Origin of the sequence: Agromyces sp. Root81 (genome assembly GCF_001429165.1) — a bacterium.
Classification (GTDB): domain Bacteria; phylum Actinomycetota; class Actinomycetes; order Actinomycetales; family Microbacteriaceae; genus Agromyces.
The window spans coordinates 1894609-1907315 of record NZ_LMIR01000002.1 but is presented as its reverse complement, the minus strand read 5'-3'; the positions used below and the strand labels follow the sequence as shown (position 1 = coordinate 1907315).

Here is a 12707-nt window from a genome sequence, read left to right as displayed (position 1 = left end):
CTTCACACGTCGAGCTGCGCGTTCACAACCGCGGGAGCATCATGGCGCTTAGGGCAGCGCCGGTCGATCACCACGGCAACGGGCAGCCGCTCGTTTCGACGAGCCGGACGGAACGGAGGAGGTGCCGAAACAGCAAACCGTACGGCTCACGTCGATAACAGTCCCCACAACAGGGGTCGTGCTACCACTCTTGTCGCTACCCGATCGCTGAGCACCGACTCGTCGCTCCCCCCGGAATCATCCCCCGACCAACACCACCGCCACCAAGGCCCCCACGAGCATCGACGGCCCGAACGGGATCGATCCGCGCAGCGTCACTCGCTTCAACGCGAGCGCGATGAGCGCGATCACTCCCCCGACGACGAAGGCCGCGAGCAGTCCGACGAGCCACGCCGACAGTCCGAACCAGCCGAGCAGCAGCCCGATCACGAGCGCGAGCTTCACGTCGCCCATGCCCATCGATGAGGGCGAGATGAGTGCGAGCACGAAGTACACGGCGAACATCGCCGCACAGCCGACGAGCGCCCACACGAGCGTCATCCAGATGCCGGTCGCCCACGTCGCCGGCACGAGCAGCACCGCCACGGCGCCGAGCGCCGGGAAGACGACGGCGTTCGGCAGCCGCTTCTCGGCGAGGTCGACGATCGACAGCACGGTCGCGCACGCGGCGAACACGAGCAGCGCCGGCAGCGTCCACGAGAGCCCGAACCGCAGCGCGAGCACACCGAAGACGACGGCAGTGGTGATCGCGGCGGCGAGACTCAGAGAGCGCAGCGTGCGCTGCGGCATCCGCTCGCCCTGCATCGAACGCTCGGTCCAGGCGGCGAGCGGCCACCAGCCGAGCACGAAGCCGAGCAGGGCGGCGATCAGCGTGGACGCGATCAGGGGCATGGGTGGGAGCGTAGCGGGTCACGGGGGTTTCGAGACGGCCGCGGGCGGCCACCTCAACCCACGCGAAGGCCGCAGGCGGCCTCCTCAACCCACGGGACGGCCGCGGGCGGCCTCCTCAACCCGCAGGAAGGGTTATGCCTCGGGGCGCGAGATGTCGACCATCTCGTCGCGCGGCACGACCTTCACGCGCACGCGGCCCTCGGCGGAACCGAGCGCCTGCTCGTGCTCGTCGAGGCGGTGCCAGCCGTCGAGGTCGGTCCAGCGGATGCCGCGCGACTCGAGCATCTCGACGACGGACTCCTCCGACGGGGACTCGGGGTCCCACCAGTTGCCGAGGTCGTTGATGAGGTGCTTGATGGTCTCCATCGCGTCGGACTTGGTGTGCCCGATGAGGCCGACGGGGCCGCGCTTGATCCAGCCGGTCGCGTAGACGCCGTACATCTGACGCGGCTCGCCGGTCCCCTTGTCGCGGGTGAGCACCTGGCCCTCGTGGTTCGGGATGACGCCGAACTTCTTGTCGAACGGGATGCCGGGCAGCTGCGAACCGAAGTAGCCGACGGCGCGGTAGACGGCCTGCACGGGCAGTTCGCGGATCTCGCCGGTGCCGACCACTCCGCCCTCGCCGTCGGGCGCGGTGCGCTCCCAGCGGATGGCGCCGACCTTGCCCTCGCCGTCGTCGACGAGTTCGAGCGGCTTCGCGAAGAAGTGCAGGTGCAGGCGACGCGACGCCTCACCGACCTCGCGCTGGCGCCACTGGTTCAGCACCTTGTCGATGACGAAGACCTGCTTGTTGCCCGAGACCGCCGCGCGTGCGGCGTCGTCGTAGTCGAAGTCCTCGTCGTACAGGATCATGTCGACATCGCGCAGCTCGCCGAGTTCGCGCAGCTCGAGCGGCGTGAACTTCACCGAGGTCGGGCCGCGACGGCCGAACACGTGCACGTCGGTGACGGGCGAGGCCGCGAGGCCGGCGGCGACGTTCGCGGGGATCTCGGTCGACATGAGGTCTTCGACGTGCTTGGCGAGGATCCGTGCAACGTCGAGCGCGACGTTGCCGTTGCCGATGACCGCGGCCTCTTTCGCGTCGAGCGGCCACGTGCGCGGGAAGTCGGGGTGCCCGTCGAACCAGCTGACGAACTCGGCCGCGCCGTAGGAGCCCTCGAGCTCGGCGCCCGGGATGTTCAGCGAGGCGTCCTTGACGGCGCCGGTCGCGAAGATGACGGCGTTGTAGTGCTTCTTCAGGTCGTCGAGGCCGATGTCCTCACCGAACTTCACGTTGCCGAAGATGCGGATGTCGCCCCGGTCGAGCACCTCGCGGAGCGCCGTGATGATGCCCTTGATGCGCGGGTGGTCGGGCGCGACGCCGTAGCGCACGAGGCCGTACGGCGCGGGCAGGTGATCGAAGAGGTCGATCGAGACGTCGAAGTTGCGTTCGGCCTTCAGCAGGATGTCCGCGGCGTAGATGCCGGCGGGGCCTGCCCCGACGATCGCCAGTCTCAGCTTGTTCCTCGTCACGTGCGTGGTCTCTCCATCAGCTCTCGCGCTCAACGACCGTCTCGGCGAATCGTGTGAGCGCCTTCTTCACACTGCCCTCGGGCAGCGGCGCAAGTGCGGCGACCGCCTCGCGCGCCCAACGGTGGGCCTCAGCGAGCGTAGCGCGCGTGGCTCCATGTTCCCGGAGTTCGGCGATGATCGCATCGACCGTCTCCTTCGAGGGCACGATACGCGAGGCGAGGGTGTTCGTGTCGATCGGGTCGCCGGGCGCCGCGGGGCCGGTGGCGATGACCACGTCGCGCTGGATCCGCTCGAGCAGGGCAGCGGATGCCGCGTCGGTCTTCGCCTGCTCGGCGAGCCGGAGCATCGGCAGGGTGACGACGCCGGCGCGCAGGTCGGTGCCGGGCACCTTGCCGGTCTCGGCGGGCTGCGGCGAGAGATCGATGACGTCGTCGACGAGCTGGAACGCCACGCCGATCTTCTCGCCGAACTCGATGATGGGGGCTTCGAGGCCGGGGTCGGCGCCCGAGAAGATGATGCCCGACTGGGCGGCGGCCGCGATGAGCGACCCGGTCTTGTCGGCGAGCACCTGGATGTAGTGCTCGATGGGGTCGTCGCCCGGCTGCGGGCCGACGGTCTCGTGCAGCTGGCCGAGCACGAGCCGCTCGAAGGTCGTCGCCTGCATGCGGATGGCGCCCTCGCCGAGGCCGGCCATGAGCTGGCTGGCGCGGGCGAAGAGCAGGTCGCCGGTGAGGATGGCGACCGAGTTGCCCCAGACCGCCTGCGCGCTCGGCACGCCGCGACGACGGTCCGCGTCGTCCATGACGTCGTCGTGGTACAGGCTCGCGAGGTGCGTGATCTCGATCGCCTCCGCGGCGGTGACGACGTCGTCGGTCACGCCGGCGCCGAGCTGCGCGGTGAGCAGCGTCAGCATGGGACGCACCCGCTTGCCCCCTGCCTGGAGCAGGTAGCGCGTCGAGACATCCGCGATGGTGTCGGCGAACTGCACCTCGTCGAGGAGGCCGGCTTCGACACGGTCGAGTCCGTCGTCGATCGCCCTCGCCATCGCCTTGTCGGCGGAGGAGGCGAAGACGCGCTCGCTGAGCCCGAGATTGGCGGCGAGCGATGAGCCTCGACGGGCGACCGGGTGACTCGGTTTCACGCTCACTAGCCTATCGGGGTCGATCTGCACGAACGTGCGTCGGCCATGGCGAACCGGGCGGGTGGCGTTCGCCGCCCAGGCGAGTGACTCAGGCGAGCGGCTTGCGACCGCGGTGCAGCGCCACGACGCCGAGCGTGAGGTTGCGCCACGCGACATCCGTGTAGCCCGCCTCGCGGATCCACCCGGCGAGGGTGGGCTGGTCGGGCCAGGCGTTGATCGACTCGTTGAGGTAGTCGTAGGCCGTGTCGTTCGAGCTCGAGAGCTTCACGAGCGGCGGCATGACGTAGCGCTGGTACATGCCGTACCCGGTGCGCACGAGCGCCGCGGGCGGGGTCGAGAACTCGCAGATGACGAGCTTGCCGCCGGGCTTGGTCACGCGGAAGAACTCGGCCAGGGCCTTCTTGGGCTCGTTGACGTTGCGCAGGCCGAACGAGATCGTGACGGCGTCGAACTCGTCGTCGCCGAACGGCAGCTTCGTGGCGTCGGCCTCGACGAACACGAGGTTCTGCACGCTCGCCTGCCGACGGCGACCGACCTCGATCATGCCGGGCGAGAAGTCCGCGGCGACGACGGATGCCCCGGACTTGGCGAGGCTCGCACTCGAGGTGCCCGTGCCCGCCGCGACGTCGAGGATGCGCTGCCCGGGCTTCGGGCCGACCGCTCGCGTCGTGGCGACGCGCCAGAGCGGGGCGTTGCCCACCGAGAGCACGGTGTTGGTGCGGTCGTAGCTCGCGGCGACGCGATCGAACATCGCCGACACCTGGTCGGGCTGCTTGCCGAGGTCTGCGCGGGTCATCCTTCGATCCTACGGCGCGCGAGCTCGGCGTAGGCTGGGGCGGTGAGTCAGACGGATGACGCGGTGCAGGCCGCGAGTGCTCGGCTCGTCGTTCGCACCGTCGCCGTCGATGAGACCGAGCCGCTCATTCCACGCGCCGATCCACGGCATCCGCTCGTCTGGATGCGCCGGGGCGAGGGCATCGTCGGGCTCGGCGAGGTCGTGCGCATCGAGACGACGGGTGCGACCAGGGTCGAAGACGCCGCGGCGGCGTGGACCTCCCTCGCCGAGCTGGCCGAGATCGACGACCGGGTCGGCCTGCCCGGCACCGGGCTCGTGGCGTTCGGCGCCTTCGCGTTCGCCGACGAGTCCGAGGCGATGAGCGTGCTCATCGTGCCCGAGCTCGTGATGGGCCGCCGTGACGGCCGCGCCTGGGTCACCCGCATCTCGCTCGACACGGGCGACGACGAGGCGACGGATGCCTCCGGCTCCGCCGAGGTCGCCCTCCCCGAGCCGGCGCCGAAGCGCCAGGTGCCTCGCGTCGCATTCACTCCCGGCTCGTTGCCGCCCGTGGCCTACGAGGCCGCCGTCGCCGAAGCCGTGCGCCGCATCGACGCCGGAGAGCTCGAGGACGCCGGAGAGCTCGAGGAGGCCGGACGACTCGAGAAGGTGGTTCTGGCCCGCCAGCTCGTCGGCGAGCTGCATGAGGACGCCGGGCTGCGGGCGACGATCAACCGCCTCGCCGAGGACTACCCCGACACCTGGGTCTTCGCCGTCGACGGGCTCATCGGCGCGAGCCCCGAGACGCTCGTGCGGGTCGACCACGGCACCGTCTCCGCCCGCGTGCTCGCCGGCACCGCGTCGCGCGGAGCGGGCGAGGCCTCCGACCGCGAACGCGCGCTCGCCCTCGCGGCCTCCGAGAAGGACCGGGCCGAGCACGCGCTCGCCGTGGAGAGCGCGGTGCAGCGACTCGCCCCCCACACCGCCCGCCTCGACACGAGCCCCGAGCCGTTCACCCTGCAGCTGCCGAACCTGTGGCATCTCGCGACCGACCTCAAGGGCACCCTCGGCGACGGCTCGAGCTCGCTCGACCTCGTGCAGGCCGTGCACCCGACGGCCGCCGTCGCCGGCACCCCGCGCAGCATCGCGCTGCCCGCGATCGCCGAGCTCGAGGGCTTCGACCGCGGCCGCTACGCCGGCCCAGTGGGCTGGATCGACGGTGACGGCGACGGCGAGTGGGCGATCGCGCTGCGCTGCGCGCAGGTCGACCCCGACGGCACCGTCACGGCGTATGCCGGCTGCGGCATCGTGCACGACTCCGTGCCGGCCGACGAGCTCGCCGAGACCGTGATGAAGTTCCGCCCGATCGTCGAGGCCTTCGGCGGCTGAGCCGCCGAGCGTCAGCTCGCGGCGAGCCGCCGCTGCTGCTCGGCGACGTCGTAGTCGGCCCTCGGCCAATCGAGGTCCATGTCCTCGAGCGCATCGATCAGCAGGTGCTGCACGGCGAGGCGGGCGTACCACTTGCGGTCGGCGGGCACGACGAACCACGGGGCATCCGCGGTCGCCGTGCGGTCGAAGACCTGCTGGTAGGCCGCCGCGTAGTCGTTCCACAGCAGCCGCTCGTCGACGTCGCTCGGGTTGAACTTCCAGTGCTTGTCGGGGCGGGCGAGCCGCTCGGTGAGCCGGGCCTTCTGCTCGTCGCGCGAGATGTGCAGCATGACCTTGATGATCGTCGTGCCGGTGCCCGCGAGCTCGGCCTCGAACTCGTTGATCGCCTCGTAGCGCCGCTCGAGCTCTTCGGGCGACGCGAGGGCGCGCACCCGGCCGATGAGCACGTCTTCGTAGTGCGATCGGTCGAAGACGCCGATCATGCCGGCGCCGGGCACCTGCTTGTGGATGCGCCACAGGAAGTCGTGCTGGAGTTCTTCGGGCGTCGGCTTCTTGAACGCGGCGAGCTGCACGCCCTGCGGATCGACCGACCCCATGACGTGCTTGACGATGCCGCCCTTGCCCGCGGTGTCCATCGCCTGCAGCACGAGCAGGATGCGGCGCTCGTCTCCCATGCGGCTCATGGCGAAGAGCTGCTCCTGCAACTGGGCGAGGATCTCGGCGCCCTCGGCGAGCGCGTCCTGCCCTGCGGCCTTGTCGCCGTCGAACCCGGGGTGTGCACGCGAGTCGGTCTTCGACAGTTCGAAGCCGTCGCCGACGAGCAGCAGGTTGGCGGGGTCGGCGGTCCAGTACGTCTCGCGGCTCATGCCCCCATCCTGCCGAGCGAGCGGATGCCGCGGCAAGTGTCAGCGCGGCAGCGGCACCTCGAGGATCGACGGGCCGTCGACGCGGGTGCCGAGCGCCTCGTCGAGCTCGCCGCGGGTGGTCGCCCGCGTGTACGCCCAGCCGTAGGCGGCGGCGAGCGCCGCGAGGTCAGCGTGCTGCGGGGTGAACTGCACCCGGTCGAACGCCTCAGCGGGGGCGGATGCCGCGACCTCGAGCGAATCGAAGATGGTGCCGCCGCCGTCGTTGCCGACGATGAGCTGCACCCGGGGGCGCTGCTCGCCCTCGCCGAGGAGCATCGACCCGACGTCGTGCAGCAGCGTGAGGTCGCCGATCAGCGCGCGGGTGACGCCGGCGTGCGCGGGGGTCGGCGGCGCAGATGCCTGCGCCGCGCCATCCGCTTCGCCGGTCGAAGCACCGGGGAGCGGCGACTGGCTCGCGATCGCGACGCCGACGGCGGTCGCGACGGTGCCGTCGATGCCCGCGAGCCCGCGGTTCGCATGCACGGGTATGCGCCGGCCGGGCACCGCCCGGTCGGCGTCGCGGATGAGCCGCGACGCCCCGAACAGGAGCCGGTCGTGCGGCCAGGTCGCCGACCAGACCGCGTCGACGAGCATGCGCCGGGTGACGGGCGCGCGCACGGCGGCGAGCTGGGCCTTCATGTACTCGCGCTGGGCCTCGAAGTCGGACACGTGGCCGGTCTCGTCGATGCCGTCGCGCTGCAGCGGGGCGGGCGGGAGGCCGGCCTCGACGAGCATGCGGCTCGCGCGCACCCAGCGCCCCGTCCAGGCCCGTTCCTCGGTGCTCTGCGCGTGCGGTTCGGCGCGCACGGCGCGCTCGAACCGGCCGACTCGGCGCCCGGGGTTGAACCACTCGATGCCCCACGGCGCGACGACGATCGTCTCGACGCCCTCGCGCTGCACGAGCGCCGGCACCTCTCGGGAGAGCGTCGGATGCCCGAAGACGACGACGCGTTCGATCTCATCGCCGAAGCCCGGCTCGTGCAGGAGCTCGCGGTAGGCGACGACGAGGTTCGGCCCGAAGCGGGCGCCGCTCGAGACCTCGGCGAGCAGCGGCCAGCCGCCGTCGCGTGCGAACTGCTCGGCGGCCGCGCCGGCACCGGCGCCGGCCACGACGACCGTGCGCGGGCCGGGCGCGATGGGTGCGGGCGTCGCTCCCCCGTCGATCGGGTGATCGGCCGGTGCAGCGCCCGGGCCAACCGCCGCGAGCGTCCGTCGCGCGTCATCCGTGATCGCCGCCGACAGCGGTTCGCGCAACTGCAGGTTGAGGTGCACGGGGCCGGGGCCCGGGTGCGGCACGAGGCGCCCGTCGGCGTCGCGGCCGAGTGCGGCGTCGACCGCGTCACGGGCGAGGCGCGCCGCGGCATCCGCTTCGCCCGGGGCGCCTTCGGGTGCCGCGACGTCGCGCTCGAGGCGCACCGCACCGGCGAAGATGCCCGGCTGCATGGTCGTCTGGTTCGAGCGGATGCCGCGCAGCTCCGCCGGCCGATCGGCCGAGAGCACGATCAGCGGCAGGCCCGAGTGGTGGGCTTCGAGCACCGCGGGGTGGAGATTCGCGACGGCCGTGCCCGAGGTCGTGATGATCGGCACGGGGCGCCCCGACTCGACCGCGAGGCCGAGGGCGAGGAACGCCGCACCGCGCTCGTCGATGCGCACGTGCAGGCGCACGACGCCGGCGCGTTCGAGCTCGGCGGCGGCGAGTGCGAGGGCTTGCGATCGGGAACCGGGCGCGACGACGAGGTCGACGACGCCATGGCCGACGAGGGCGCCGAGCAGCGCCATCGCGCTGTCGCTCGCGGGGCTCGCCGTTCGGTGGGCCGGCTCAGCCATTCGGGCGGCCGGACGGACCGGACTCACCCGGTGTCTCAGGGGTGTCGGGTCGCTTGCGCTCGGTGCCGGCCGCGCCCTCGGGCGGTGCGGCCGCGTCACCCGTGGCACCATCGGCGTCGAGGTCGGCGAGCTCCTGCTCCATGCGACGGATGCGCTCGTCCTGCTCGGCCTCGGTGCCCAGCTGCCGCAGGAACTCGGCGTCGTCGTCGGGCGCGAGGGTGCGCGAGCGACCGCCGGAGGAACGGCCTGCGCGGCCTCGGCCGATGAGGAACCAGAGCAGCCCGCCGATGATCGGCACGAAGATGATGACGACGATCCACCAGCCGCGGCTCAGCCCTCGGATGCGCATCCGGTCGAAGAACGCGCAATCAGCGACGGCATAGATGGAGAAGACCACCGCGGCCACGATGAGCACCACGTAGAACCTCACCATGCCCTCAGTCTAGGCGTGTGCGCCCCGTTCCCGGCTGTGAGTGCGCTCAGGCGCACCGACCTAGACTGATCGGGTGAAATCCGTGCCCGTCTGGATCTGGTACACCGCATTGCGGGTGCTGCTGTTCGCCGTCCCGCTCACGGTGCTCCTCCTCGCGCAGGTCGACCCGATGGTCTCCGCGATCATCGCCGCGGTCTTCGGCCTCAGCGCTTCGCTCCTCCTGCTCCGCCGCCCGCGCGAGTCGATGTCGAACGACCTCTACGCCGCCCGCCACCGCGAGAAGCCGGTCGTGAACGAGGACGACGAGGTCGAAGACGCCGCGATCGAACGCGGCAAGCGCGACCAGTAGATCAGAGCGCGAACGCCAGCCCGAGCCCGACGCCGTAGACGAGCGCCGTGAGGCTCGCGAGCTGCAACGCGATGATGAGCTCGCGCGGCGTCTTCGCCGTCAGCACGATGAGGCAGGCCGGCAGCGCCGCGAGCAGCGCGAACATCACGAGCCACGCCGTCGGGTAGAGCAGTGCGAAGAACGCGACGAACGCGAACGGCACGAGCATGAAGACCGTGAACAGGATGCGCCCCGCGAGCGGGCCGACGAGCACGGCGAGGGTGCGCTTGCCGGCGATCTTGTCCTGTGCGACGTCCCGAAGGTTGTTGGCCATGAGCACCGCGCAGGCGAGGAGGCCCACGCCGACGCCGCCGAGCCACGCCTCGAAGTTGACCGCGAGCGCCTGCACGAACGCCGAACCGGCCGTCGCGACGAGGCCGAAGAACACGAAGACGAAGAGTTCGCCGAGGCCGTAGTAGCCGTAGGGGTGCTTGCCGCCGGTGTAGAACCAGGCGGCGACGATCGCGACCGCGCCGACCGCGAGCATCCACCACTGCCCCGTCACGATCGTCAGCGCGAGGCCCGCGAGTGCGGCGAGGGCGAAGAAGCTCAGCGCGACGGCGAGCACCTGCTTGGGCTTCGCGACCCCTGAACCCGTGAGCCGCGCCGGGCCGACCCGGTGCTCGTCGGTGCCGCGCACCCCGTCGGAGTAGTCGTTGGCGTAGTTGACGCCGATCTGCAGGGCGAGCGCGACCACGAGGGCGAGCAGCGCCCGGGCGGGGTGCCACGGGCCGTCGGGGATCGCGACGATGCCGGCGCCGGTGCCGAGCGCGACCGGGGCGATCGCGAGCGGCAGGGTGCGCAGGCGGGCGCCGGACACCCAGTCGGCGGCGGTCGCGCGTTCGCGCGATGCCGCCTTCGGCGATGCCGGGCCGCGGGCGGCCTTCGCCGGGTTGCCGCTGCGCCCGGGCGTGCGGGACTTCGCCGGGAGATCGGAGGCGGGATTCAGACGTTGGGGTTTCGGGCGGGCCACACGAACATGCTAGTTCGAGGCACCTTCGAGCGGGCTCGGCGACGGCCTTCGTCGACCTCGTCGGCCTACGCGGGCGACTCGGCGAGCAGCTGCGCGAGGCGTCGCCGATCGGGCTTGCCCGAGGCGAGCTGCGGCAGCGCATCGAGTCCGAGCATCCGCACGGGTCGTGCCGCAGGCGAGAGCCCCGCGGCATCCGTCGCCGCTGCGAGGTCGGCGAGGGTCGCGGATGCCGCGGCTCCCGCTACCGCGACCGCGGGCCGTTGACCCCACTCGGCGTCGTCGATTGCGACGACGACGGCCTCGGCGAACCCCGGAACGGCGCGGACCGCGCGCTCGACCTCGCCGAGCGCGACCTTCACGCCGCCGGAGATGATGACGTCGTCGGCCCGCCCCGAGATGCGGAGCCGGCTGAGGCCGTGCGCGCCGGCAGCGAGCTCGCCGAGGTCGCCCGTGCGATACCAGCGGGAGCCGTCGGCGTCGGTCGTGAACGCCGCCTCCGTGCGCTCGGGGTCGTCGAGGTACCCGTTCGCGAGCATCGGGCCGCTCAGCTGCACCTCACGGTCGACGATGCGCACCCCGACGCCAGGGAGCGGAATGCCGTCGTAGACGCAGCCGCCCGCGGTCTCGCTCGATCCGTAGGTGCGGTGCACGCGGGCGCCGAGTTCGGCGGCCCGCTCCACGAGCCCGGCCGGCGCCGCCTGGCCGCCGAGCAGGATCCGGTCGAACGAGCGCAACGCGTCGGCGACCGCGGCATCCGCGGCAGCGGCCTCGACGAGGCGGGCCAGTTGCACGGGCACGAGGGAGGTGAGCCGCACCCGTTCGTGGTCGAGCCGAGCGGATGCCACGGCGAACGCCCGCGGATCGAAGTGCCCTGGCGGCAGCACGACGGGTTCGGTGCCCGCGAGGATCGACCGCACGAGCACCTGCACGCCCGCGATGTAGGTCGCGGGCAGGGCGAGCAGCCACTGGCCGTGCTGACCGCCGAACCACTGCTCGGTCGCACCCGCGCTCGCGCGCAATGCCGCGGCTGAGAGCATCACGCGCTTCGGGGCATCCGTCGACCCGCTCGTCTCGACGACGAGCGCCACGTCGCGCGGCACGTGCGCGGCGATGAGGTCGTCACGGGAGGGCTCGGTGTCGCCCGGCACCGGCAGCACGGCGAGCGCCGCCCCGTCGAAGAGCACGGCCTGCCGCAGCTGCGCGAGCATCACGCGCGTGTCGCCGGCTGCGACCCGGATGAGGGGTTTCACGTCGCTCACGAAACCCCTTGGAGGCGGTGTGCCGTAACCGGCATCAGTAGTGCCACGGGTAGGGGCCCCAGTCGGGGTCGCGCTTCTCGAGGAAGGCGTCGCGACCCTCGACGGCCTCGTCGGTGCCGTACGCGAGACGCGTCGCCTCGCCCGCGAAGACCTGCTGGCCGACCATGCCGTCGTCGACGGCGTTGAACGCGAACTTCAGCATGCGCACCGCGGTCGGCGACTTGGTCAGGATCGTGCGGGCCATTGCGATCGCCTCGCGCTCGAGCTCGGCGTGCGGCACGACCCGGTTCACGGCGCCCATCTCGTAGGCGCGCTCGGCCGAGTACTCCTCGGCGAGGAAGAACACCTCGCGGGCGAACTTCTGCCCGATCTGCCGTGCGAAGTACGCGCTGCCGTAGCCGGCATCGAAGCTGCCGACGTCGGCGTCCGTCTGCTTGAACCGGCCGTGCTCGCGGCTCGCGATGGTCAGGTCGCAGACGACGTGCAGCGAGTGACCGCCGCCGGCAGCCCAGCCGGGCACGACCGCGATGACGACCTTCGGCATGAAGCGGATGAGCCGCTGCACCTCGAGGATGTGCAGCCGCCCGACCGCCGCGTGCCCGTGCGGGTCGGCGGTGCCGCCCGCGCCGTCGACGATCGCCGTCTCGGCGTCGGAGTACTTGTAGCCGTCGCGCCCGCGGATGCGCTGGTCGCCGCCGGAGCAGAACGCCCAGCCGCCGTCCTTCGCGCTCGGCCCGTTGCCGGTCAGCAGCACCACGCCGATGCGCGGGTTCGTGCGCGCGTCCTCGAGCGCACGGTAGAGCTCGTCGACCGTGTGCGGTCGGAACGCGTTGCGCACCTCCGGCCGGTCGAACGCGATGCGCGCGATGCGGCCGTCGTTCGAGTGGTGGTACGTGATGTCGGTGAATCCGGCCGCGGATGGCGCCTCGGTCCACTCGCTCGCATCGAACAGTTCAGACACCTCGGCGCTCATGCCCCAAGCCTATTCCGCCGGTGCCGGGCACGAGCGGCCGATGCCCCGTCAGAGGCCGAGCATCGCGCCGCCGTAGCTCGTGACGACGACCACGACCGTGATGACCGCCGCGGTGATCGGGATCAGGGCCGCGATCACGAGCAGCACTCCCCCGACGCCGATGAGCACGTTCTTCGACACCGGCTCCTCGGCCACTTCGGTGCCCTCGATGCCGAGCTGTTGCAATCCGTCCATCACGCAC

General features: G+C 71.8%; 13 protein-coding genes. 2 read left to right on the top strand and 11 right to left on the bottom strand.

The genetic code is table 11. From position 1 onward, the window contains the following. Positions 1-237: 237 nt before the first annotated feature. The 4 genes from ASE14_RS14065 to ASE14_RS14050 form a co-directional block, all read right to left on the bottom strand. A complete protein-coding gene (locus ASE14_RS14065) occupies positions 238-891 on the bottom strand; it encodes an A24 family peptidase (protein WP_056655631.1) in 654 nt (217 codons plus the stop codon). 132 nt (positions 892-1023) lie between these two features. After that, positions 1024-2403: an FAD-dependent oxidoreductase gene (locus ASE14_RS14060; RefSeq protein ID WP_056655628.1), complete on the bottom strand. Its 1380-nt coding sequence runs from the start codon at positions 2401-2403 to the stop codon at positions 1024-1026. Between the two features lie 16 nt (positions 2404-2419). Then, entirely contained in the window at positions 2420-3544 is a 1125-nt protein-coding gene (locus ASE14_RS14055; RefSeq protein ID WP_056656470.1) for a polyprenyl synthetase family protein, read from the bottom strand. A gap of 88 nt (positions 3545-3632) precedes the next feature. Further along, positions 3633-4340, bottom strand: a complete 708-nt coding sequence (locus tag ASE14_RS14050; RefSeq protein ID WP_056655626.1) for a class I SAM-dependent methyltransferase — start codon at positions 4338-4340, stop codon at positions 3633-3635. Positions 4341-4382: 42 nt separating this feature from the next. On the opposite strand from ASE14_RS14050, the gene ASE14_RS14045 reads away from it, so the two are divergent. Next, positions 4383-5708 carry an isochorismate synthase MenF gene (locus ASE14_RS14045; protein ID WP_369816493.1) on the top strand — a complete coding sequence of 442 codons (1326 nt, stop codon included), beginning with the start codon at positions 4383-4385 and terminating at the stop codon, positions 5706-5708. Between the two features lie 11 nt (positions 5709-5719). On the opposite strand, the gene ASE14_RS14040 is transcribed toward ASE14_RS14045, so the two are convergent. The 3 genes from ASE14_RS14040 to ASE14_RS14030 are packed head-to-tail and all read right to left on the bottom strand — an operon-like array spanning position 5720 to position 8873. After that, positions 5720-6574, bottom strand: a complete 855-nt coding sequence (locus ASE14_RS14040) for a polyphosphate kinase 2 family protein (RefSeq protein WP_056655622.1) — start codon at positions 6572-6574, stop codon at positions 5720-5722. A 39-nt stretch (positions 6575-6613) separates the two neighbouring features. Then, a complete protein-coding gene (gene menD / locus ASE14_RS14035) occupies positions 6614-8440 on the bottom strand; it encodes a 2-succinyl-5-enolpyruvyl-6-hydroxy-3-cyclohexene-1-carboxylic-acid synthase (protein WP_082600712.1) in 1827 nt (608 codons plus the stop codon). Next, positions 8433-8873, bottom strand: a complete 441-nt coding sequence (locus tag ASE14_RS14030; RefSeq protein ID WP_082600710.1) for a PLDc N-terminal domain-containing protein — start codon at positions 8871-8873, stop codon at positions 8433-8435. Before ASE14_RS14030 ends, menD begins: the two co-directional genes overlap by 8 nt. Before the next feature lie 73 nt (positions 8874-8946). Here ASE14_RS14030 and ASE14_RS14025 point away from each other — a divergent pair, with 73 nt between their 5' ends. Then, the gene (locus ASE14_RS14025; RefSeq protein ID WP_082600708.1) at positions 8947-9222 is read left to right on the top strand and encodes a DUF4229 domain-containing protein; all 276 of its coding nucleotides are present in this window, start codon (positions 8947-8949) and stop codon (positions 9220-9222) included. Between the two features lies 1 nt (position 9223). Here the strand turns inward: ASE14_RS14025 and ASE14_RS14020 are convergent, their stop codons facing one another. The 4 genes from ASE14_RS14020 to ASE14_RS14005 form a co-directional block, all read right to left on the bottom strand. Beyond that, positions 9224-10234 carry a 1,4-dihydroxy-2-naphthoate polyprenyltransferase gene (locus ASE14_RS14020; RefSeq protein ID WP_056655619.1) on the bottom strand — a complete coding sequence of 337 codons (1011 nt, stop codon included), beginning with the start codon at positions 10232-10234 and terminating at the stop codon, positions 9224-9226. Between the two features lie 65 nt (positions 10235-10299). Beyond that, positions 10300-11484 carry an AMP-binding protein gene (locus ASE14_RS14015; RefSeq protein ID WP_369816500.1) on the bottom strand — a complete coding sequence of 395 codons (1185 nt, stop codon included), beginning with the start codon at positions 11482-11484 and terminating at the stop codon, positions 10300-10302. 43 nt (positions 11485-11527) lie between these two features. Then, on the bottom strand, positions 11528-12466 hold the full coding sequence (locus ASE14_RS14010; RefSeq protein ID WP_056655616.1) for a 1,4-dihydroxy-2-naphthoyl-CoA synthase: 939 nt from the start codon (positions 12464-12466) through the stop codon (positions 11528-11530). A gap of 48 nt (positions 12467-12514) precedes the next feature. After that, the gene (locus ASE14_RS14005; protein WP_056655613.1) at positions 12515-12700 is read right to left on the bottom strand and encodes a hypothetical protein; all 186 of its coding nucleotides are present in this window, start codon (positions 12698-12700) and stop codon (positions 12515-12517) included. Positions 12701-12707: the final 7 nt, after the last annotated feature.

Coding starts and splice junctions, on each gene's coding strand:
- ASE14_RS14065 (WP_056655631.1), bottom strand. CDS start 891: ATGCCCCTGATCGCGTCCACGCTGATCGCCGCCCTGCTCGGCTTCGTG.
- ASE14_RS14050 (WP_056655626.1), bottom strand. CDS start 4,340: ATGACCCGCGCAGACCTCGGCAAGCAGCCCGACCAGGTGTCGGCGATG.
- ASE14_RS14040 (WP_056655622.1), bottom strand. CDS start 6,574: ATGAGCCGCGAGACGTACTGGACCGCCGACCCCGCCAACCTGCTGCTC.
- menD (WP_082600712.1), bottom strand. CDS start 8,440: ATGGCTGAGCCGGCCCACCGAACGGCGAGCCCCGCGAGCGACAGCGCG.
- ASE14_RS14030 (WP_082600710.1), bottom strand. CDS start 8,873: ATGGTGAGGTTCTACGTGGTGCTCATCGTGGCCGCGGTGGTCTTCTCC.
- ASE14_RS14010 (WP_056655616.1), bottom strand. CDS start 12,466: ATGAGCGCCGAGGTGTCTGAACTGTTCGATGCGAGCGAGTGGACCGAG.
- ASE14_RS14005 (WP_056655613.1), bottom strand. CDS start 12,700: ATGGACGGATTGCAACAGCTCGGCATCGAGGGCACCGAAGTGGCCGAG.